Annotated in this window: 28 protein-coding genes; 20 read left to right on the top strand and 8 right to left on the bottom strand. The window is 39.2% G+C overall.

Going from position 1 to position 20,368, the window contains the following annotated elements:
• Positions 1-104 precede the first annotated feature (104 nt).
• Both P4V41_RS11400 and P4V41_RS11395 read left to right on the top strand, forming a co-directional pair.
• The gene (locus tag P4V41_RS11400) at positions 105-638 is read left to right on the top strand and encodes a helix-turn-helix domain-containing protein (protein WP_328085006.1); all 534 of its coding nucleotides are present in this window, start codon (positions 105-107) and stop codon (positions 636-638) included.
• Between the two features lie 125 nt (positions 639-763).
• Complete coding sequence (locus P4V41_RS11395; protein ID WP_328085005.1) at positions 764-1,549, top strand: phosphatidylserine decarboxylase; 786 nt, start codon at positions 764-766, stop codon at positions 1,547-1,549.
• A 345-nt stretch (positions 1,550-1,894) separates the two neighbouring features.
• On the opposite strand, the gene P4V41_RS11390 is transcribed toward P4V41_RS11395, so the two are convergent.
• From P4V41_RS11390 to P4V41_RS11380, 3 genes are read right to left on the bottom strand one after another with little or no spacing between them, the layout of a single operon-like run.
• Positions 1,895-3,793, bottom strand: coding sequence for a fructose-specific PTS transporter subunit EIIC (locus P4V41_RS11390; RefSeq protein WP_328085004.1), 1,899 nt, complete (start codon positions 3,791-3,793; stop codon positions 1,895-1,897).
• A 15-nt stretch (positions 3,794-3,808) separates the two neighbouring features.
• Positions 3,809-4,723 carry a 1-phosphofructokinase gene (gene pfkB, locus P4V41_RS11385; protein ID WP_328085003.1) on the bottom strand — a complete coding sequence of 305 codons (915 nt, stop codon included), beginning with the start codon at positions 4,721-4,723 and terminating at the stop codon, positions 3,809-3,811.
• Positions 4,720-5,472: a DeoR/GlpR family DNA-binding transcription regulator gene (locus P4V41_RS11380; RefSeq protein WP_328085002.1), complete on the bottom strand. Its 753-nt coding sequence runs from the start codon at positions 5,470-5,472 to the stop codon at positions 4,720-4,722. The genes pfkB and P4V41_RS11380 overlap by 4 nt, the downstream gene beginning before the upstream one ends.
• 128 nt (positions 5,473-5,600) lie before the next feature.
• Between P4V41_RS11380 and P4V41_RS11375 the strand changes: the two genes are divergently transcribed.
• Together P4V41_RS11375 and P4V41_RS11370 are read left to right on the top strand one after the other, a co-directional pair.
• Complete coding sequence (locus P4V41_RS11375; protein WP_419181306.1) at positions 5,601-6,464, top strand: aminoglycoside N(3)-acetyltransferase; 864 nt, start codon at positions 5,601-5,603, stop codon at positions 6,462-6,464.
• A gap of 56 nt (positions 6,465-6,520) precedes the next feature.
• Positions 6,521-6,904, top strand: coding sequence for a YggT family protein (locus tag P4V41_RS11370; RefSeq protein ID WP_328085000.1), 384 nt, complete (start codon positions 6,521-6,523; stop codon positions 6,902-6,904).
• A 323-nt stretch (positions 6,905-7,227) separates the two neighbouring features.
• Here P4V41_RS11370 and P4V41_RS11365 read toward each other — a convergent pair whose 3' ends face one another.
• The gene (locus P4V41_RS11365) at positions 7,228-7,569 is read right to left on the bottom strand and encodes a DsrE family protein (protein ID WP_328084999.1); all 342 of its coding nucleotides are present in this window, start codon (positions 7,567-7,569) and stop codon (positions 7,228-7,230) included.
• A 111-nt stretch (positions 7,570-7,680) separates the two neighbouring features.
• On the opposite strand from P4V41_RS11365, the gene P4V41_RS11360 reads away from it, so the two are divergent.
• A complete protein-coding gene (locus P4V41_RS11360) occupies positions 7,681-8,424 on the top strand; it encodes an AIM24 family protein (protein WP_328084998.1) in 744 nt (247 codons plus the stop codon).
• Between the two features lie 95 nt (positions 8,425-8,519).
• Here P4V41_RS11360 and P4V41_RS11355 read toward each other — a convergent pair whose 3' ends face one another.
• Positions 8,520-9,065: an Hsp20/alpha crystallin family protein gene (locus tag P4V41_RS11355; protein ID WP_328084997.1), complete on the bottom strand. Its 546-nt coding sequence runs from the start codon at positions 9,063-9,065 to the stop codon at positions 8,520-8,522.
• An 11-nt stretch (positions 9,066-9,076) separates the two neighbouring features.
• Entirely contained in the window at positions 9,077-9,295 is a 219-nt protein-coding gene (locus tag P4V41_RS11350; RefSeq protein WP_066391061.1) for a spore germination protein, read from the bottom strand.
• 162 nt (positions 9,296-9,457) lie between these two features.
• Between P4V41_RS11350 and P4V41_RS11345 the strand changes: the two genes are divergently transcribed.
• Genes P4V41_RS11345 through P4V41_RS11320 form a run of 6 tightly spaced genes read left to right on the top strand, consistent with a single transcriptional unit; the run spans position 9,458 to position 11,568 of the window.
• Positions 9,458-9,679: a spore germination protein gene (locus P4V41_RS11345; RefSeq protein WP_328084996.1), complete on the top strand. Its 222-nt coding sequence runs from the start codon at positions 9,458-9,460 to the stop codon at positions 9,677-9,679.
• A gap of 55 nt (positions 9,680-9,734) precedes the next feature.
• Entirely contained in the window at positions 9,735-10,361 is a 627-nt protein-coding gene (gerPC, locus tag P4V41_RS11340; RefSeq protein WP_197132655.1) for a spore germination protein GerPC, read from the top strand.
• Complete coding sequence (locus P4V41_RS11335; RefSeq protein ID WP_328084995.1) at positions 10,330-10,506, top strand: spore gernimation protein GerPD; 177 nt, start codon at positions 10,330-10,332, stop codon at positions 10,504-10,506. The genes gerPC and P4V41_RS11335 overlap by 32 nt, the downstream gene beginning before the upstream one ends.
• A gap of 10 nt (positions 10,507-10,516) precedes the next feature.
• Complete coding sequence (locus P4V41_RS11330) at positions 10,517-10,912, top strand: spore germination protein GerPE (protein ID WP_328084994.1); 396 nt, start codon at positions 10,517-10,519, stop codon at positions 10,910-10,912.
• Complete coding sequence (locus P4V41_RS11325) at positions 10,909-11,109, top strand: spore germination protein GerPB (protein ID WP_197132661.1); 201 nt, start codon at positions 10,909-10,911, stop codon at positions 11,107-11,109. Before P4V41_RS11330 ends, P4V41_RS11325 begins: the two co-directional genes overlap by 4 nt.
• A gap of 12 nt (positions 11,110-11,121) precedes the next feature.
• Positions 11,122-11,568 carry an Hsp20/alpha crystallin family protein gene (locus P4V41_RS11320; RefSeq protein ID WP_197132664.1) on the top strand — a complete coding sequence of 149 codons (447 nt, stop codon included), beginning with the start codon at positions 11,122-11,124 and terminating at the stop codon, positions 11,566-11,568.
• A gap of 303 nt (positions 11,569-11,871) precedes the next feature.
• Here the strand turns inward: P4V41_RS11320 and P4V41_RS11315 are convergent, their stop codons facing one another.
• Complete coding sequence (locus tag P4V41_RS11315) at positions 11,872-12,054, bottom strand: hypothetical protein (protein WP_328084993.1); 183 nt, start codon at positions 12,052-12,054, stop codon at positions 11,872-11,874.
• A gap of 152 nt (positions 12,055-12,206) precedes the next feature.
• Here P4V41_RS11315 and P4V41_RS11310 point away from each other — a divergent pair, with 152 nt between their 5' ends.
• The 3 genes from P4V41_RS11310 (at position 12,207) to P4V41_RS11300 (ending at position 13,617) form a co-directional block, all read left to right on the top strand.
• Positions 12,207-12,650, top strand: a complete 444-nt coding sequence (locus P4V41_RS11310) for a DUF6376 family protein (protein ID WP_328084992.1) — start codon at positions 12,207-12,209, stop codon at positions 12,648-12,650.
• Positions 12,651-12,753: 103 nt separating this feature from the next.
• Positions 12,754-12,906 (top strand): hypothetical protein, encoded by a 153-nt coding sequence (locus P4V41_RS11305; protein ID WP_191754565.1) that lies wholly within the window; start codon positions 12,754-12,756, stop codon positions 12,904-12,906.
• Positions 12,907-12,969: 63 nt separating this feature from the next.
• Positions 12,970-13,617, top strand: coding sequence for a hypothetical protein (locus tag P4V41_RS11300; protein WP_328084991.1), 648 nt, complete (start codon positions 12,970-12,972; stop codon positions 13,615-13,617).
• 69 nt (positions 13,618-13,686) lie between these two features.
• Here the strand turns inward: P4V41_RS11300 and P4V41_RS11295 are convergent, their stop codons facing one another.
• Complete coding sequence (locus P4V41_RS11295; RefSeq protein ID WP_328084990.1) at positions 13,687-14,418, bottom strand: Bax inhibitor-1/YccA family protein; 732 nt, start codon at positions 14,416-14,418, stop codon at positions 13,687-13,689.
• A 445-nt stretch (positions 14,419-14,863) separates the two neighbouring features.
• Between P4V41_RS11295 and P4V41_RS11290 the strand changes: the two genes are divergently transcribed.
• From P4V41_RS11290 to P4V41_RS11265, 6 genes are all read left to right on the top strand, one after another.
• Positions 14,864-15,331 carry a redoxin domain-containing protein gene (locus P4V41_RS11290; protein ID WP_328084989.1) on the top strand — a complete coding sequence of 156 codons (468 nt, stop codon included), beginning with the start codon at positions 14,864-14,866 and terminating at the stop codon, positions 15,329-15,331.
• 2 nt (positions 15,332-15,333) lie between these two features.
• Positions 15,334-15,507, top strand: a complete 174-nt coding sequence (locus P4V41_RS11285; protein WP_328084988.1) for a hypothetical protein — start codon at positions 15,334-15,336, stop codon at positions 15,505-15,507.
• A gap of 130 nt (positions 15,508-15,637) precedes the next feature.
• Entirely contained in the window at positions 15,638-16,693 is a 1,056-nt protein-coding gene (locus tag P4V41_RS11280) for an SDR family oxidoreductase (RefSeq protein ID WP_328084987.1), read from the top strand.
• A 597-nt stretch (positions 16,694-17,290) separates the two neighbouring features.
• Entirely contained in the window at positions 17,291-18,352 is a 1,062-nt protein-coding gene (gene rsgA / locus P4V41_RS11275; protein ID WP_328084986.1) for a ribosome small subunit-dependent GTPase A, read from the top strand.
• A 135-nt stretch (positions 18,353-18,487) separates the two neighbouring features.
• Entirely contained in the window at positions 18,488-18,889 is a 402-nt protein-coding gene (locus P4V41_RS11270) for a secondary thiamine-phosphate synthase enzyme YjbQ (RefSeq protein WP_419181305.1), read from the top strand.
• A 230-nt stretch (positions 18,890-19,119) separates the two neighbouring features.
• Positions 19,120-20,319 carry a branched-chain amino acid ABC transporter substrate-binding protein gene (locus P4V41_RS11265; RefSeq protein ID WP_328084984.1) on the top strand — a complete coding sequence of 400 codons (1,200 nt, stop codon included), beginning with the start codon at positions 19,120-19,122 and terminating at the stop codon, positions 20,317-20,319.
• Positions 20,320-20,368: the final 49 nt, after the last annotated feature.

The following is a 20,368-nucleotide window of genomic DNA, read 5'->3' as shown; positions in this document are numbered from 1 at the left end:
ATTAATGAGAAGCATCTTTCGGGATGCTTCTTTTTCATTGACAATAAAAAGGTTTATTATTATCATTATTGATAACAATAATAAAAAAAGGATGATTCTGTATTATGCAAAGTAAAGCAGATTTTATCTTACATCCTGTTCGAATGAAAATTATACAGCAGCTTTCCAAAGGTCCCGCTACCGTAATGGAATTAAAAGAATGGGTATCTGAAGTTCCTCAAGCCACGCTATACAGGCATTTAAATCTTCTTAGTAAAAATGAGATCATTTATGTAGTACAAGAAAAAAAAGTCCGTGGTGCTGTAGAACGGACGTATGCTATGAATCAAAACTCAACTTATATTACCGCCGAAGAGGCAGCCAATTTGTCTAAAGAAGAGCATATGAAAATGTTTATGACGTTTGTATCCAGTGTAACTGGCGAGGTGGAAGCTTACTTTAACGGCAATACGGACCTTAAAACAGACATTTTCGGATATAACCAGTTGGATCTTTATTTAAGTGATGAAGAGTGGGAAGAGCTTAGTCAGGGAATGCAGGAACTGATCGGCAAATATGTGCCAAACAGACCTTCGAAGCATAATAAAAAGGTTAAGCTCGTTCAGATGTTAGTACCTGAGCCTAAGAAGAGCAATTAAGAAGAGGGAACGCTGATATATTTAGTAGAATGCTTTATACTGTATGTATATCAAAAAATGCCAAATAAAAACCGTTATCAATAATGATAACATTCATAGACTAAATTAAAGTTAGGTGATAGAGCATGAACATGACTAGATTTTATAGAAATCTATTTGAACTGAACGGACATCCAGTTGTGGCACGTTCATTAAAAAAATTCGCACAATCAAAAGTAAGTAAACCTTTCATTCCTTCATTTGTGAGATTATATAAGATAAATATAAACGAAGCGACTCGTGAGCTAAAAGAGTATCATTCTCTTCATGATGTTTTTATCCGTGATTTAAAATCTGATGCTCGTCCAATCCCACCAGAAGATCATGCATTTGTGAGTCCTTGTGACGCTGTGTTATCAGTTGTAGATCATCTTACTGAAGAGAGCCGTTTTACCGTAAAGGGGCAGGAATATACGGTGGCCGAGTTGTTAGGATCTGAATCAGAAGCAAAGAGATACAGCGGGGGACAAGTATTTGTTTTCTATTTAAGTCCTACGGATTATCATCAAGTGCATGTACCACTGGATGCTGAAGTTGAGTCCGTTTACACACTAGGAAGAGAAGCTGCCCCGGTCAACGAGCTTGGATTACGTCATGGACTACGACCATTAACACGTAACTACAGATTAGTTACTAGAATGAATGCAGGTGGTCAACCTCTTGCACATGTTATGGTTGGTGCTTTGAATGTAAATACGATTGAACGGACAAATCATGAATCTGTTGTAAAAAGAGGAGATTCTTTTGGGTATTTTTCGTTTGGTTCTACCGTTGTATTGTGTATTCCAAAAGGTGCTTTGAAGTTCACTGGAAAAAAAGGAAGAGTTAAGATGGGTGAGCTTCTTGGTGAATGGATTCCGAGAGAATTTTAATTATCAAACTAAAAAGCTTTTTCAATTTACTTAGTAGCTCTGATAGTAGTTGATCTCCGCTCCAGGTTGCTCGCTTTCCATGGGGCGACCGGCAAGCCTCCTGCCTAGTTCTAGTGACTAGCCCCTCGAGGTCAAAAGTTAAACAGTCTGTGATGAGCAAAGTGAGCCTTCATAGCCCATTCAACTTTTACTTGTCGGGACTGAACGAGCCACCTCCACATTTCGGATTAAAACTCTGTTTGAGAAGAACTATTTCAATTTTAATAAAATACCAAAAAAGGATAAAACTTATCGCCAATGCGAGTTAGTTTTATCCTTTTTCTGTTTCATTTTCTATCCCTCACATCACGCTGCGAGTTCTTTTTTGTCTTCTTGAACTTCTTTTTTCAGGATACCAGCAATAAAAGCGGTAACGATTGAACCGATCAGAATTGCTAATACGTATAACAAAGGATTTCCGTTCACGATTGGAATAACGAACGCGCCTCCATGTGGTGCTGGTAGTCCGATACCGAATACCATAGATAAAGCACCAGCTACAGCGGAACCGATAATAGCTGCTGGGATTACCCGACCAGGATCGGCAGCAGCAAATGGTATAGCACCTTCAGTAATAAAGGAAGCTCCCATAATGTAATTTGTCTTACCTGCTTCTCGCTCTGCTTTTGTATATTTCTTTTTAAATAATGTTGTTGATAGTGCTAGTCCAAGCGGTGGAACCATGCCACCAGCCATAATGGCTGCATGAGGTGCAAAGTTACCTGCATCGATCATCGCGATACCGAATGTGAAAGCTGCTTTATTGATAGGTCCACCCATATCGACGGCCATCATTCCGCCTAGGATTAAACCTAAGAACACGAGATTTCCAGTTCCCATTCCTTTTAACCACAACGTTAATGCGTCGTTCAATGCTTTAACGGGCTCAATCACAATGAACATCATGATCAGACCGGTTAGAAGTATGCCGAATAATGGATAAAGAAGAACAGGTTTGATTCCTTCTAATGATTGAGGTAAGCTCTTAAACAACTTTTTTAATCCAAGAACTAGATATCCTGCTAAGAAACCAGCAATCAGCCCACCAAGGAAACCAGCTCCACCTGTAGCCGCCATGAATCCTCCAACCATACCTGGAGCAAATCCTGGACGATCTGCGATACTCATCGCAATAAAACCTGCTAAAACAGGAATCATAAGAGCAAACGCGTTACCGCCACCTATCGTGCTCAGTGCTTCAGCGATCGGATGATAAGAAGGATCTTTCGGATCAGCTGCATTAATCCCGAAAATAAACGAGATCGCAATTAGAATTCCTCCACCAACAACGAAGGGAAGCATGTTGGACACACCGCTCATCAAGTGTTTATAAAACCCAGATCTTCCTGGAGAAGTAGTTTTCTTCTCATCAACATTCGATGCTTCTCCGCTACTGTTGTAAACAGGAGCATCTTGATCCAACGCTTGCTGAATGAGCTGTTCAGGCTTTCGGATGCCTTGAGCTACTGGAACTTGAATCACATGTTTGCCGTTGAAGCGTTCCAATTCAACTTGTTTGTCTGCAGCGACTATGATTGCATGAGCTTCTTCAATATCCTTTTTTGTAAGTGCGTTTTTAATTCCGCTCGAACCATTGGTTTCTACTTTTAAGTTGACATCCATTTCTTTCGCTTTTGCTTTTAGCGCATCAGCTGCCATATACGTATGAGCAATGCCTGTAGGACAAGCTGTAACAGCTAGTATCTTTTGTTTAGAAGAAGAAGAGGTAGGGTTTTCTTCTTTTTGTATCTCTTTTTCTTTTGCGTCGATCGCGTCTAGTATTTCTTTTTCCGTTGCTGCAGTTTCCAGACTTTTTCTAAAGTTAGGGTCCATTAAAAAGCTAGAAAGTCTGGAAAGTGTCGCTAAATGATCGTTGTTAGCGCCTTCATATGCGGCGATCATAAAGAAAAGATGTGCGTTCTGGCCATCCAAGGATTCATAGTCGATGCCATCTGTTGAACGACCGAAAGCGATGGCAGGCTCGCTAACGGCATTCGTTTTTGCATGTGGTATGGCTATTCCTTCTCCGATTCCCGTAGTACTTTGGTTTTCTCTTTTTAATATAGCTTCTTTATAAGCTTTTTTATCATTCAGTTTTCCAGCTGCATAGAGTTTATCAATCAGTTCATCTATGACGGCTTCTTTAGATTGAGACTGTAAGTTTAATAAGATTGTATCTTTTGTTAATACATCTGTAATTTTCATCTTAATTCCTCCTTATTACCGTATTTCTTCTATGACGATTTGTTTTCGTAAAGATTCAACTTGTTCTAATGTGCATAGGTCTTCTGAAAAAGCAGTCGCACTTCCTGCCGCAACTCCGTACTGAAACGCGGTTGAGAGGTCACGCTCTTGGATGATCTGAGAAAGGAAACCTGCTACAACAGAATCTCCAGCACCTACTGAATTTTTAACGGTTCCCACAGGTACGTTTGATAAGAGTACGCGTTCTTGATCAAGAAAGATCGCTCCATCTCCAGCCATGGATACGATGACATTTTGTACACCGGCTTCTAGCAGCTTTTTACCGTAAAAAATAGCATCCTCTTTGCTGTTAACGTCTGCTTGAAAAAGTTCTCCCAGTTCCTGATGGTTTGGTTTAATCAAATAGGGCCGAAACGGTAAAGTCTTGAGCAGTCCCTCTCCAGCAGTATCAATCACGGCATGAATTCCTTTTTTATTACATTTTTCAGTGATATCTGCATAAAAATCATCTGAGATCGATGGTGGAATGCTTCCAGCAAGAAGGAGGAAATCACCTTCGCTCATGTTGTTGATCTTTTGCAGTAATTCGAGTTGATTTTCTATAGAGATTGAAGGTCCTTGACCATTAATCTCAGTTTCTTTAAGAGATTTGAGCTTTACATTAATTCTTGTAACTTCTGAAACATTAATAAAATCATGAAGAATTTGTTCTTCTGTTAAAAAGTCTTTGATAAAAGCACCTGTAAAACCACCAGTGAAACCAAGTGCAGTACTGTCTATCCCAAGATGCTTCAGGACGCGTGAAACGTTGATGCCTTTACCACCAGGGTATACAAATGTATCTGACGTACGGTTTAACTGTCCTTCTTTAAAATCATCCACTCGAGCTACATAATCAATGGACGGATTCAGTGTGCAAGTATAAATCATGATGTCACAACCCTTATTTCTGTCTTGTCTTGAAAATCATAGATGACGTCATCATCAATATCGTCCGTTATAATGATCGCCTCACTTAGTTCTGCTACTTTTGAGAACGAAGTTTCATGAAACTTAGTATGATCGGCTAGTATAAATCCTTTTTGTGAAAGGGAAATCGCTAATCCTTTTAAGGCTGCTTCTTCCGGATCCGGAGTAGTAAAACCAGCGTCAATGTGAATGCCGTTAATTCCGAGAAACACCTTGTCAAATCGGTACGAACTCAAACTCTTAATCGCACTGCTTCCGACAAGTGCTTTCGTTTTAGACTTAACGAGGCCGCCTATCAAATACGTCTTAATCTCGTGCTGACTTAACGCTTCAAGGTGGGAGATGGCATTCGTTACAACTGTGATCTCTCTATCCTTAAGATAAGGAATCATCTTTAGCGTTGTCGTGCCTGCATCGAGATAGATGCAATCTCCAGTCTCGACTAAGTCGCAAGCATATTGTGCAATTCTTTCTTTTTCTGAAGAATTTCTCTCTGATTTTTCAAATACACTTAATTCCTCACTTTTTTGCTGAGTAAGGGAAGCGCCGCCATGAACGCGTTTTAGTTTCTTTTCTTTTTGCAGCTGACTGAGATCCCTGCGTATTGTAGACTCAGATGAATTAGTTACTTCAACGAGTTCTTGTATAGTTACTACTGACTTTTCGCCTAATACTTCAATGATTTTACGATGTCTTTCAGGTGTAAGCATCCTGACACCTCCATATGTTCTCTATCTTTGACAACATTGTAGCGTAAGCCCTTACATTTTTCAATCATAAACAACCAAAAATAATCAAAAACAATCATAACCAAAGTATTCCATTTCTTTTTGGTATAATGGTGGTACATAAAAAACTTAAGGTTGTGAGAAGCGTGAGTAGCATAGAATTACATACAGATTATCCGAAAACGAGAACGTCTTTAGCGGAAGATCTCCGAAGACTAGGACTGAAAAAAGGGATGACCGTTATCGTTCATTCTAGTTTGAAGTCACTAGGTTGGGTGGTAGGAGGGCCTGTGGCCGTTGTACAAGCGTTAATGGACGTTATTACAGAAGAAGGAACATTGGTTATGCCTACACATACGGCACATTATTCTGATCCGGCAGGGTGGTTGAATCCACCAGTTCCAAAGGATTGGTGGCCAACAATAATAGAAGAGATGCCAGCGTTTGATCCAGCTGTAACACCGACATATTTTATGGGAGCGATTGTAGAAGCCTTTCGCACGTTTCCGGGTGTTTTAAGAAGTAATCATCCAACAGAATCTTTTGCTGCATGGGGTAAAAATAAAGAAACGATCATAAACGATCATTCAGTGGACTTCGGTTTAGGTGAACAGTCACCACTTGGGAGAGTTTATGAACTTCAGGGGCATGTTCTGCTGCTAGGTGTAGGTTATGATTCGAATACCTCCATACACTTAGCCGAACATCGTGTTCCGACACCGAGTACAGAAAAAAACGCAGGTCCATTTTTAAGCGATGGACAACGAGTATGGAAGTCGTTCACTCAAATTTCTTACCGAGAAGAATTGTTCGAAGAGATTGGAGAGGTTTACGAGAAAAATAGTCAATCTGTCAAAAAAGGAAAAGTAGGAAGTGCTGATTGCCGGTTGATTGCACAGAAAGAACTGGTGGATTTTACTGAAGAATGGTTGCTTCAGTATGACAAGTGCGGTAAACCGATCGAGAATGCATAATGTTATGGAAAGAAGGGTATGTTTAGTAGCAAATCCAATGAAATGAGGGAATTGCGATGAGGCGTTCCGTTCCAGCCACAATTATTTCATTCATAGTCGGCATCATTCAGCTAATCTTAGTTTTACATTTTATTTTTCAACTGTTTAATGCAAATGAAGGAGCTGCTTTTGTACAGCTCATATACGGACTGAGTCAACCGCTTCTTCTACCATTTGCAGCGATTTTTCCAAACATCGAACTAGCCAATGGATTCATAGTAGAATTGTCTACGATCGTAGCCATCGTTGTGTATGGGGTAGTCGGCATGTTATTAAAACGGCTATTTTCAGTGAGAAAAGCAGATCACATTCATCGTGAAACGGTGATTAGAGAAGAGCCCGTTGTCCGAGACGAAGGCACGACTAGAGAAAAGAGAATTATTCGAGAAGAAAGAAGATAAAACCAGAAAACGTACACCAGCAAGCTAGGTGTACGTTTTTTTAATGCCTCGAAAATTTGTAGAAAAAAGAAGATGGAAAGTAGATAATCTTCTTTTTTGCTCGAGGATTGTTGCGTTGAATTTTTTTCTTCACTTCAGTGCAAGTTGATTGGAGTGGAAGGTGCGAGACTCCTGCGGGACTGGCGGTCAGGTGAGACCCTTAAGGGCGCAAAGCGGCAAGGGGCTCACCGCCTGCCCCGCGGAAAGCGAGCAACCTGGAGCGGAAATCAACCACATTCAATCCCAACATCGAGTGCTATATAAGCTATTAAAATTCTTATATATTATGCAATCGTAATAACTTCATATGTAGCAGATAGCTCTACAAAATGTGCCATTCCTGAAATTTCGCCAGCAGCCAGCTCATTTTCTACGTTATAGTGATCAACACATGTCTTGCAGGCGAATACTTTAACACCTTTATCTTCCATTTCTTTAAGATGAAGAGAACATAGAGACTGTTCTGTGAGGCAATACACGCCACGATTCATGAAAAAGATTGCAGCAGGAAGATCGGATTGCTGCTTTAGAACAGTAAAATACGTTTCCATTACGTTTTCTCCAAGAGCAGGATCATTGCCAGTACCAAATGAGTCAGTTGTTACAAGAACGATTTTGTTTTGCACGTCTAATCACGCCTCTCTTTTAAATTTAACCAATATCTTTGTGTGAATTATAACACGCTTCGTTTAAACAAAGTCAGAGTTTGTTATGCTAGGAAGAGGAGGATGATGGTTATGAATGAATCTCTTTTTAACGTTATTGAAAAACAAGAAGGACGTCGAGCGACATTTGAAGTCCTTGAATATAAGCAACTGCCTGTAACAAGTGCAGGTTCAAGTTCCTCGTATTATGCGAAAGAAACCGGAATATCGTTAAAACAAGTTCGTATCACTTTGCGCCAAGGAGCTGTTCAAGCTGAGGCAGGAGCATTGCAGTTTATGAAGGGTGATCTAGGACTGAAAAGCAATGCAGGTGGAGTTGGAGGGTTCATGAAGAAGATGGCTTCCAATATATTAACAGAAGAATCACTGTTCAAGCCTTTGTATGAGGGAACGGGAGAAATCTTTCTAGAACCGTCATATGGTCATTATTTGTTGTTGAACTTAAACGACGAAGAAGTTGTTGCTGATCGCGGAATGTTTTATGCGGCAGAACCATCCGTGCAATTAGGAGTAGCCAGGCAAAAACTAACGTCTTCTATAAAAGGAGAAGATGGACTCTTTCAAACGAGATTAAGAGGCTCTGGATTTTGCGTGCTTCAAAGTCCTGTTCCCCTTCAACAGATTATGAAGATACAGCTTCATGATGAAAAACTACAAGTGGATGGAAACTTTGCACTTTTAAGAAAAGGGGATATCGATTTTTCTGTAAAACGAGCTTCCTCTTCTATCATCGGATCGGCGACAAGTGGAGAGGGTTACCTGCACGTTTTTGAAGGAACCGGGGAGGTTTGGATAGCACCGACACTAGGAAGATAAAAGAAAAAGCTGACAGAAAAGGTTGAACGCATCATCCTTTCATGTCAGCATTTTTTATTGTAGTAAAAGTACATATCGAAAACGAAATGCTTCATCTACTCTTCAAACTGCTCGTCGTTCGTTGTTACATCAGCTGTGTTGGTGAGGTTCATGCTGTTCTCAGCACTTGTATCGCCGGTATCGTTTGAAGTCACTTGTATAGGTACAGTCGGATTCATCACTTCTCCGCCATTTTTATTAACAGAAATGGCTAAGATCCCATTCGTATATTGAGCTTTTACATCTTCATTTCGAAACATAAAAGGCAATTGTACGAACCGCTCCGTTCGTTTCATGGACTTCCTTTGTTGAAAATGTCCCGTTCGTTTATTTTTTGTAGAGCGTATTTCTTCGCGTTGTGCTTTAATCTGAAGTCCTTGATTGAGGATTTCAATCTGAAGGTCTTCTGGGTTATAGTCTTTCAGGTTTGCACGAATCTTATAGTCGTCCGCTGTTTCTTCTGTATCCACTTCAAATGACATCTGGTCAGCAAATTTCTCAAATTGAGTGAGTCCTTTATTGACGTATTGATCAAAAGATTTTAGCCAGTCATCCATAGAACGGTTATTAAAAAAAGGCATTAATGGACCTTTGCCTAACATTCTCATACCCCCTAAGCATTGCCGGCATTATTAGAATCAAAGATATCAGGATCTAATGTGTTTGTTGCGTTAACCACATTGGTCGTCTGTATAAAATTCCCTGTGTTACCTCCGCCAGAGCCGTTATATCCTTTACCTGTAGATTTGGGATTAATGACGAGGGTATCGCCAAAATTCACAACCCCTTCTGCTGCATTAATATTAATAGGAGCTACAATTAAACAGGGCACTATTAGCACCTCCCTTTTTCTAAAAAAATAACGATTGTGACGTCGTCCTTTACAGATAATTTATGTAGGTAGAAGCCTAATGGTGAATGGGAAGGTTTAGGCACAAAAGATTGGGCGTATGCATATCATGTGAGAAGTACTTGAAAGTGGGGATGAACGTATATGCCAGCAATAGTGGGATCTGTATCAGTAAACTCCATATCGAGCGGCAGCGTTTTTCATGTGGGAGATGTCCAGACCATATGCCCAGTAAGTTATGCAAAGACGTATGCAGGAGCGGGATCGTTCAATACAGGGGATAATCTTCGTCTAGAGAACGGCTATAATGTTACGTTTACGCAAGACCCTGATGTAAATGACAGTAATGCCGTAGCAAATTTTTAGTTAACAAGCAAATTCCTTAGGTAGAGGGCATACATCTAACTAAGGAGCTGATTGTATGAATGAAGAGAGCAACTATTACTTGAGCAAGCTTCAACAGATGATTCTCGATCAAAATGATAAGATAAGAGACTTAGAAGACCAGATAAAAGCATTAAAGAAACAAGTGAGCGATCTATCGTCTCAACCTCAAAATGTAGAATATAAGTTTGATCAATTAAAAATAGAAAAGCTCGAAGGCACCTTGCACATCGGGCTCGGTCACTCGGATGATAGCAAAGACTTGATCGAACAGTTTAATATTGGTCAGAACACCCTTCAAATGCCAGGAAAGATGGAACGAAGTACGATTGAAAATCCAAACTACCGTGAGATGATTCAAGTGATGGATGGCTTTTTTGAGAAAGAGGCTCCTGTTTATTTAAAATCACTTGAAAGTAAAATGAATATACCTTTAGATGAACCTTATCGAATCTTTATATTAGAAGATGTACAGCGACAAGTTCCTGGAAGAATTAAGCACTATCTAACAAAATATGAGCCCAAGGATGAGCGGGGCAGAAGAGACATTATTCAAAAAACAAAAGAGGACATCTATCGTGGAATCGAAACCTTTATCGTGCATTTGAGAGATTCTAAGTCTACTGGAGGGGATGAAAGTGAAATTTTGCGTAACCAATCATGAGTTGTTTGTGGGAGAGATTCACATCATCGGCGTTGGGCTGTCATCGGTCGTATTAATCGGAGATACAGATTGTATCAGTCTAGGATCCGCATTTGACACACCGCCTGAATCATTGGTTTTAGGTACATCACTCGTTCCCCTATAAGAGGTGCTCTATGTATCGAACATCTGTCGTAGACTGTGTCATCCTGAATTCTCTTGCTAACTCAGGTGTCCTACAAACAGGAGATACTGACAAGATCAATAGTTTCTCTGCTGCTCTTGCTATTCAAAGAGAAAGTACAAAGTTTGGGACGTTCAATGTTCCATACAGCAAATACAAAGTTTTTTCACAGCCCGTATTAGTTCCTGTGTGTCCAGTGTATAAGGTAAAACAAACGTATCATGCTAACCCTTATATTAGAGTAGGGAAAATAGATATTCTTGGGGTTTCCAGTTCATCGATCCTTCATATTGGATCAGTTAATGATTTAAAGCTTCAATCACGTGTTAAGCATGTTCGTAATTTCTTAACAAATCCTTATCCGGAAAGTGAGGAGGAGGAATCATGAACCTTTTTGTTAGTCAGACAATCGTTATTCAGCAGATAAGAGTGGATGGCATACAAAACTCATCTGTGCTCCAAATAGGAAGCGCCGGGGTTATACAGCCGATATCGCAATTATTTAACACAGGCGGTTTTACAGGTCCTGCCCCTCAGATTCCGGATCCGGATACTCCTTCTGTTCCTTTAGGGCCGCCTTCATAAGAGGTGATTGAATTGGACACTTGGAAACAAATGATGGACTGGAAGAGGATGGCTGAAGAATACTTTGGTGATCAGTTCTTTACACCAAATCAGAATCAAAGGTCGAATGCTAATCAAAATAATGAGAGTCCTCTTTGTAACATTTATGACACACCACAGGAAATATGCTGTGTGTTGGCACTGCCAGGTTTGAATCGTACAGAGGATGTTGAAGTTATGGTTGATCCGTTTAAGCTGACCGTGCAGGGGAAGTTATCGTTAACGTTAGATTCCTATCACTTAAGTTCGGAGGAATTTCAACTCGGCACATTTAATCGAGAAATTCATCTGCCCGAAAAAGTTTTACAGGAGCCTGTTCAAGCTTTTTATCGAAAAGGGTTGTTATTTATTCGGTTATTAAAAGATACACGACCTGGGGCTAATCAGCGAAAGGTAAACTTAAACTGGGTGCAGGAGTAGCGAGTGTGTTCTTGACGACTAGAAAAACAACGGAAGGAACAGGTGTATTCGTCCAATGCGCAATTAATCTGATTTTAGCTATTTTACTTGAATAAAAAGTAGAACGCTAGATAGGATTTCTCTGCCTATTTTTAGGACTTCATTACAGGCCTGTTTTTTTGTGATACTTATTTTGGTTTGGGCAGACCTCTCTAGTTAATAGGGGAGGTTTTTTTATGCTGCTATTAGATTGAAGTACTGCATAGGATGAATAAGTTACGATCATAATCATCAATTGAAAAGAGCCGTTCAAAATGAGCGGCTCTACTTCTTTTTATCTACTTTTATTGGTGGTTCTTCTTGATCATCGATTCCTGAATCATAGCTGATCTGATTTAAATCCTTTTTATCAGCTACCGTACCTCCTGCCATTCCTTCATTCATCATACGGTCAACGTCTAGATATAAATCTTTTTTACCTTCATTTTCTTTATCTTTTTTTGACATGTTATCAGCCTTTCCGTTTTTAACTAGTATTAGAATGTCCTATTTTGAAACTTAATTGCAGTCAAGACGTATAAAAAACAAGTGAAAATCGAATTTATATAGCCTCAAATAAAAATAAATAAAGATAAATTTAATGAAATGAGGAGATTAAAATGAAAAAAACAATAGTGGCTGTTCTTTTATCGTTCAGTGTTCTTACAGGCTGTTCAGCGGTGGAAGACGTAACGAACGGTATTAATTATGTACCAGAAGCAACAGAATACATTAACGATGTACAACAATTTTCTAAAGAAATTCCTTCATTAGCGGAGAAAGCTGTCTCAGATCAAAATGCACGTGTTGAGTTAGAGAAGGCACTTCAAGAAATGAATACGACGATTGAGGAATTTAATGAACTTTCACCACCTTCTGTATTCGAAGATATTCATAATCAGGTGATGGAACAGAATCAAACATTCCAAGATGGAATAGATAAATATTTAACTGCGGTAGAAAACGGAGAACTAACCCCTGATTTCTTAGAGAAGAGTGGTTTGTTAGAAGATGTGAAAGTGTACACTGACTTATTGAACGATATTAAGCAATTAGGAGAGTAATCCTTTTTTCTTACTTTTACTCATTTATTTAAAATTTCATGTTACATTTCGACTAATTTCGGGAATATGACAATGAGATAATTGGTGAGGGTGGGTAAAAAGAATGGATGACTATCATATCAAGATTGAAGATTATATGCAGCTATTGAAGAAAAGATACAAAAAAGGCAGGCTTCAGGCGAAACAATATCGAAAACGATTAGAGCTCATTCATCTCTGGCACATTCGAGGCGTGGTTAAAGTGCCAAAGGACTAACTTGAAAAATAACCAGTCTTTGACGATAAATGTATAAACACGACTAGTCTTGGCAGGTGCAACATGATTCTAATAAATAATACGCTTGAAAAAGCTAGGCATACAACATATGATTACTTCTATCATATTGCGTTTGCCGTTCTTTTCTGTTTATACAGTTTTCTTATGCTTTTTTCCAGCAAACTGCTTGGTTTTTTGTTTTTTATTTATGGCTTACTCTTATTAGGTCATACAGTTTGGAAGGGGATTCGTACTCTTTATTCCATCCCTTATACATTGTTTGGATTAACGATTCTCTTTTTTAGCAGATTGTTTTGGATGGAGGCGTTTTCTGTACTGCCAGCTTTCTTTTATGACATCTTCCAGATCGGATTTTTTCTCGGTGTGATGATTGGGATTTGTTTGCTATATGGGGTAATGATTAAAGGAGCACCACTAGCAAGCAAGCTTCAAACCCACGGTGTTCATAGCATGTACTTTGTTACGGGAAGCCTCTTACTTCCATATACATGGATCTTTAGCTATGGAGCAGTCATGCAAGGAAATGAAAGAAGCCTCATATGGACATTGTTTATTCTCATCCTATGGGGAACGTTATATTTCGTGCAGCTCGTTACTCATCGTAACAAAGTCATGCTAGCGGCATTATATGCAGTAAATATAGGCGTAGGATGCTGGACGATCTACAGATGGATAAACATACTGACATAAGAAAAGCACCTCCAGATTTAAGACTGTGTCTAAAATTCGGGGTGCAGTTCATTTGTTGGCTTCTCTTTTTTAGTTTCTTCTTAATTTTGCAAGCAAATGTAAGATTTCAAAGTACAGCCAGATCAACGTGACCATTAGCCCAAAAGCACCGTACCATTCCATATATTTAGGAGCTCCCCGATCTGCTCCATATTCGATAAAATCAAAATCTAACACTAAGTTTAATGCGGCGATCACAACGATAAACAGTGAAATTCCAATCCCAATCGGACCTGTACTGTGTAGATAAGGTACGCTCATTCCGAAAAAACCTAAGATAAAGCTTGTAAGATAAACAAGCATGATTCCCATAGTCGCTGAGAAAACAATCAAACGGAAATTGTGAGTGACTTTTATGATCCTAAACATATATGCGAGCAATAAGGCGAACAACGTTCCAAATGTTAAAGCGACAGCTTGCAATGTAATGCCATTGAATTGAGCTTCGAAGTTGGCTGATATTCCCCCTACCGCAAGACCTTCCAGTGCAGCATATAACGGTGCAAGTAATGGTGCTGTTTTAGGAACAAATGCAACGATTAATGCTGTAACAAGACCTCCGACCAAACCGATCACGATAAAATGACCGACGGGGTTACCTAAATTGTATTGATACCATGTAAATATAGCAGTAGCCATTAAAACAAGCAGTAGAATAAACGTTTTGTTTACTGTTCCTGATAAAGTCATTTTCTTGCTAAAAGACGTCCCCCTGAACTTATCAAAAGTTGAGCCTTTTAAAGCGGGATTCGCACTTCTCATGAAAATTCCTCCTTTTTTCTATACATAAAATACGTACAAACATCATCAAAGTTTCATGCGTTAAAATAATATGTCATTCGTTCATTAGCAGCTGAGCACGCTTCTAAAAATGCAAAGCTACATGCAGCTATTAAAGCGACAATTTTGGCAGTAGAAGATGTTTTTAAAGATAAAACTGAAGAAACAGTTGAAATCATAGTAGATACTGAAACAAAATAGTAAAAATGAAGTCAGGGATTTGCATTCCCTGGCTTTTTTGTACTGAAAAATTCTTTTATAAGTCTCCAAACTTTATTATACGTCCTCAAAAAAATTTATAAGTCTTGAAATGGTTTTTATAAGTCTTCAGCTTTTAAGACAACACCATGCAATGACTATATATTCCAACGTTTTCTTTTATATGTTCGGGGAAGTATATTCTTAAAGACGCAAGGAGGTGGGATAGTTGCTACAAAAAGGTGATTTTGCACCCGATTTTACGTTACCATCTACATTAAAAAAAGATATTTCATTATCAGACTTTAAAGGGAAGAAGAATGTCCTTGTGGCCTTTTATCCGCTAGATTTTACACCTGGCTGAATTAAGGAAATAACCTCTTGGAAAGAGGATTACAAACGCTTTGAAGATGCCAATACGGAAGTGCTTGCGATCAGTGTTGATCACATATACTCACACAATGTCTTTGCGGCAGCTCTTGGAACTTTACCTTATCCCCTTTTAGCCGATTGGCATAAAAAAGTAACGCAGAAGTTCGGTGTTCTTGACGAAGAGAATGGAACTGCCATTCGATCTTGTTTTGTTATTGATCAAGAAGGCATTGTTCAATTTAGCAACCATACGTTTGATGCGAATGAAAAACTTCAGTATGAAGAAGTATTTAAAGCTTGTGAAACATGTAAAAAAGGAGATTAGCTGTGGACCAAAAACGCAAGAATCATAAACCCATTGAAGATCCGACTGCTCATGCAGAACAAGAGATCAATGCTTATTTTTATGACGAGAATCAACAAACCGATGGTCATCCTACTGATTATATGAATAGTGAGATGCCTGCTGTTAATATTGCTAAACCTGATGATGAAAAATAAGGCTGCTTTTTAGCAGCTTTTATATTTGGGCTTTATTTAGCATATCTCTTGAAACCGGCAACAGACAAGTCATGTTGTGGTACTATATAAGCAGAAGTATGCTGATATAGGAATAGGAAGGAACAGCTGAATGAATATATTTTTAACTGGAGCAACTGGTTTTTTAGGTGGTCGCTTAATTCAAAATTTGGCGCGTGAAGGTCATACACTTTATGTGTTAGCGCGAAACTTACAAAAAGCTGAACAGCTTCTTCACAAGACAGCTGATTTGAACGGCGTTATTCATATCATTCAAGGGGATATCACAGCTCCTCACTTAGGTATGACGAAGGAAGCAGAACAAGAACTTTCAAATCAAATTGATGTGTTTTATCATATGGCTGCTCTTGTGAAATTTGACTTGGATCTCAAAGATGAACTTTTTGAAATAAATTATACAGGTACTCAACATGCACTTCATGCTGCAAAGAAAATGGGGGTATCACATTTTTATTATGTAAGCACAGCATATACTCTTGGAAAAGAAGAATTTGCTAAAGAAGAATTACACAGCATGAACAATACATTCAACAATCCATATGAAGAAAGTAAATGTAAAGCTGAACATTTATGTATGGAGTTTACAGAAAGCTTTAACGTAAGTATTTTAAGACCGGCAATTATTATTGGCGACTCTAAAACCGGAGAAGCAGATTCAAAGTTTACGCTTTATGGTTTACTCCGTAGCCTTGAAGTCTTTAAGAAAAGATTTCAAAGAAAAGGAATGGGAGATCGCGTGTTCCACTTATTGTGTGAAGAAGGCAGTACACAAAATCTTGTTCCTGTTGATTATGTAGCTGATGTCTTATCTGGTGTTCTACAAAAGGGAAGAGAAATGAAGATCTATCATATTACAAATAACAATCCACCGCTTAGTGCAGATGTTTTTCAAATAATGAGGGAAAAAGCTGGACTTGAACTGTTTAAGCTTGCTCCTTATGATTACGAGCCGTCTCTCAATGAAGAAGAACAGCTTCTCAACAGCGTGATTGACGTATATAAAAACTACTTGAACAGAAACATCACGTTCGATGACAACAACACGCAACAAATGCTCAAACAAATAGAAGCAGCACCCCTTCACATGGACATGCAGATGATAAAACGAATCATTGAAGGCTATCAGAATGCTTCAGTTAAAAAATAAAAATATGCATCTATTTACAATTTATGCATATACTGCTATAGTGTAGAAGTAAAGTAACTAATCTTAATGAAACCCAAGGAGGTATGTATAATGAGACAACTTAATGGATTGACTTCAGAGAGTGTAATTTATGTACAGCCTATTGGGACAATGAAGGAGCGCAAGTAGTTTATTTGCGTATGTAATCTCTTCGCTTAAATTTGTCATTTAACCATGGGCTGTACAACAGTGCCATGGTTTTTTATATGAAGAGGGGTATTTATGTACCTTTCTTTCGGTAAAGAACCTAAGTATGTATATTAGGTTCTTTTTCATTTGTAAGAAAGACTTTTAACTAAATAACTAAAATCCTTGTTTTTATGTAATAATTTTTGTTCCTTTTTTCTCCTTTGAAAAGGTGATTGGAGTGGAAGGTGGGAGACTCCTGGGGGATTAGCGGGACAGGTGAGACACCTAAGGGCGCATAGCGCCGAGGTGGCTCACCGCACGCCCCCCGGAAAGCGAGCACCTGGAACGGAAATCAACCACATACTAGGACAACAATGTATTAGGAAAAGTTTATAAAAAAATGACAACATTTATTCGGAGGGTATTACATTGAATTTAAAATCACTAGGTTGGAATCAAACATTTGAAGAATCGTTTCAAACATTTGAAAATCAAGATCTTGTTCCAGGAAGAATTAGTGTAGAGCATAAAGGACTATATAGTGTACTGACAGAGCATGGTGAATTATTAGGTGAAATCACAGGAAAGATTCGCTTTAATGCAACAGGCCGTCATGATTTTCCGGCAGTTGGAGATTGGGTGGCTGTTCAGGCGAATCCCCAAGAAGGAAAAGCTTACGTGCACGGAATACTGCCGCGCAAAAGTAAGTTTTCTCGAAAAGCAGCGGGCTTAACAACAGATGAACAGATTGTCGCGACGAACGTGGATACGGTCTTTTTAGTAAATGCTCTAAATCAAGACTTCAACCTTCGCAGACTTGAACGCTATTTATTAATGGCATGGGAAAGCGGCGCGACTCCTGTTATCGTCTTAAGCAAGGCGGATCTCTGTGATGATGTTCAAAAGTTTTTAGATGTAGTGGAAACCATTGCGTTTGGAGTTCCTACATTTGCAGTTAGTGCAGAAACAGGTTCAGGTCTTGATGATCTGGCAGCCTATATTTCAGAAGGTGAAACCGTTGCTCTATTAGGATCCTCTGGTGTTGGAAAATCAACACTTGCAAACAAACTTTTTGGGTCAGAGGTATTGAAAACAAACGTTATTCGTGAAGAAGACGGAAAAGGAAAGCATACGACTACTCATCGTGAACTACTTGTTCTTGATCGTGGTGGGATCTTAATCGATACTCCGGGAATGAGAGAACTTCAATTGTGGGAAGGCGACAACAGCTTAAGCCACAGTTTTCAGGATGTTGAAGGGTATGCCGATCAATGCCGTTTTCGCGATTGTACTCATCAAAATGAACCAGGGTGCAAAGTGCAAGAAGCGATTGAAACAGGTGAGTTAAAGGAAGATCGATATAACAGTTACGTAAAACTTCAGCGTGAATTAGCGTACTTCGCTCGCAAAGAAGATCAAAAGTTAGCGAATGCAGAAAGAGCAAAATGGAAAAAACTAGCTGGTGACCGCACACGCGTACACCGTAAATAATTGAAATGGAAGAGGAATGGTTTTCTAACCACTCCTCTCTTTTTTTGCCTATTGATACTGACAGATTAACTTTCAAGTATTAAAAAGGATTTTCATAGGGAAACATCAAAATAAGAAGAATGAGGAGGGATGAGATTGTCACAAGTATTTACGATACAAACGCATCAAAGAGATGAGATGTATGAGATTACGAGTACATTGGAGGCTTATCTGGAAGAGCAGCGTGTAAACGATGGTGTGATGTACATATATTGTCCGCATACGACAGCAGGAATAACAATTAACGAGAATGCAGATCCAGATGTTGTTCATGATATGCTAATGCGCTGGGATGAAGTGTATCCTTGGGAACACCCTAAGTATCGCCATGCTGAAGGAAACTCTGCTTCACATCTTAAAGCAAGTACCGTTGGTTCTTCGCAAGTGGTATTTATACAGAACGGCAAGCTTCTCTTAGGAACTTGGCAAGGTGTCTACTTTTGCGAGTTTGATGGCCCACGATCACGAAAGTATCATGTGAAGATCCTAAGCAAATAGATATACTCAAAAAAGATTCACTATATCAAATAGTGGGTCTTTTTTTATTTCCTACTAAAGTTCTAGGACATCGAACATCAAAGAAATCTGTTGAATTTTAGGGAAAACTTTTAAATTTAACATAAAAATTCTATTTTTCCAAAAATTTAGTTGTCTAATCCCTTTTCTTCATGTACTATTTTTTTAAATAGTGGAAATTATCATAATATTCAAAACAAGGGGGATTTTAGGTGGGGATTAAGAGAGGGTTAAAAGTATTAGCGGTTTCTGCATTATCACTAGGACTTTTGGCAGGTTGTAACTCTTCTGGTGGTTCAGAAGGAAGCAATGGAGGGGGAGGAAGCGGAAAAGTAATAAAAATTGCGACGCAAACTCCTTTGTCTGGCGGAAGTGCAACACTTGGGGAATCTATTAAGCTTGGTGCGCAACTGGCATTGGAAGAGAACAAGAAGAAGTTTGAGGATCTAGGGTACAAGCTTCAGCTTCAGCCGTATGATGATCAAGCGGATCCGAAAAAAGGTGTAGCGAACGCTCAGCTGATTGGTTCAGATAAATCAATCCTTGGGGTAGTGGGTCACTTGAATTCAGGCGTATCCATCCCGTCTTCTGAAGTTTATGAAAAGTATAAAGTGCCGATGGTATCCCCGGCAAATACTGCGACAGAGGTAACGGACAGAGGGCTTAAAACAGTGAACCGTATCGTAGCACGTGATGATTTCCAAGGTCCTGCAGGTGCAGACTTTGCGATTAATAAATTAGGAGCGAAGAAAATCTTCGTTATCCAAGACAAAACAGCTTACGGAACAGGGCTTGCCGATGCGTTTAAGAAGGCAGCTGAAGAAGCTGGAGCAGAAATTCTTGGCTATGAAGGAATCACAGTTGGTGAGAAGGACTTTAACGGAGTTCTTACTCAAGTGTTGTCAAAGAAACCTGATTTAGTGTTCTTCGGTGGATTATACACTGAAGGCGGTCAGTTGATCAGACAAGCTCGTGACAAAGGAATTAAGATTCCATTCATGGGTGGTGATGGAATGGACTCATCTACACTAGTTGAGATCGCAGGCGATGCTGTAGAGAACGTATACTACACATCTGTAGCAGCTGATGCGAGCAAATCAACAGAAGGCAAAGATTTCTCTTCTAAATACAAAGAGAAGTTCAACAAGAACGTAGAGTCTTATTCAGCTTATGGCTACGATTCTATGAGCGTTCTATTAAAAGGACTTGAGGCAGCGATTGAAGGAAGTGACGGAGATCTACCTGCACGTGAAAAAGTAGCAGAAGAAATTCGTAAGATCCAAGATTTCCAAGGTGTTGTTACGAAGGTTGGCTTCGATGATATCGGAGACAACAAGTTTGCAAAAGTATACATCTACAAATTCAGTGAAGCTAAATATCCAGGCGTTCAAGAAGGCGAAATCAGTAAGTAAACTTATGTTTACAAGAGAGGGAATGACCCCAACGGCCATGTCCCTCTTC

Source organism: Fictibacillus nanhaiensis (genome assembly GCF_036213205.1).
Classification (GTDB): domain Bacteria; phylum Bacillota; class Bacilli; order Bacillales; family Fictibacillaceae; genus Fictibacillus; species Fictibacillus nanhaiensis_E.
This window is presented reverse-complemented; position numbering and strand designations above follow the sequence as displayed.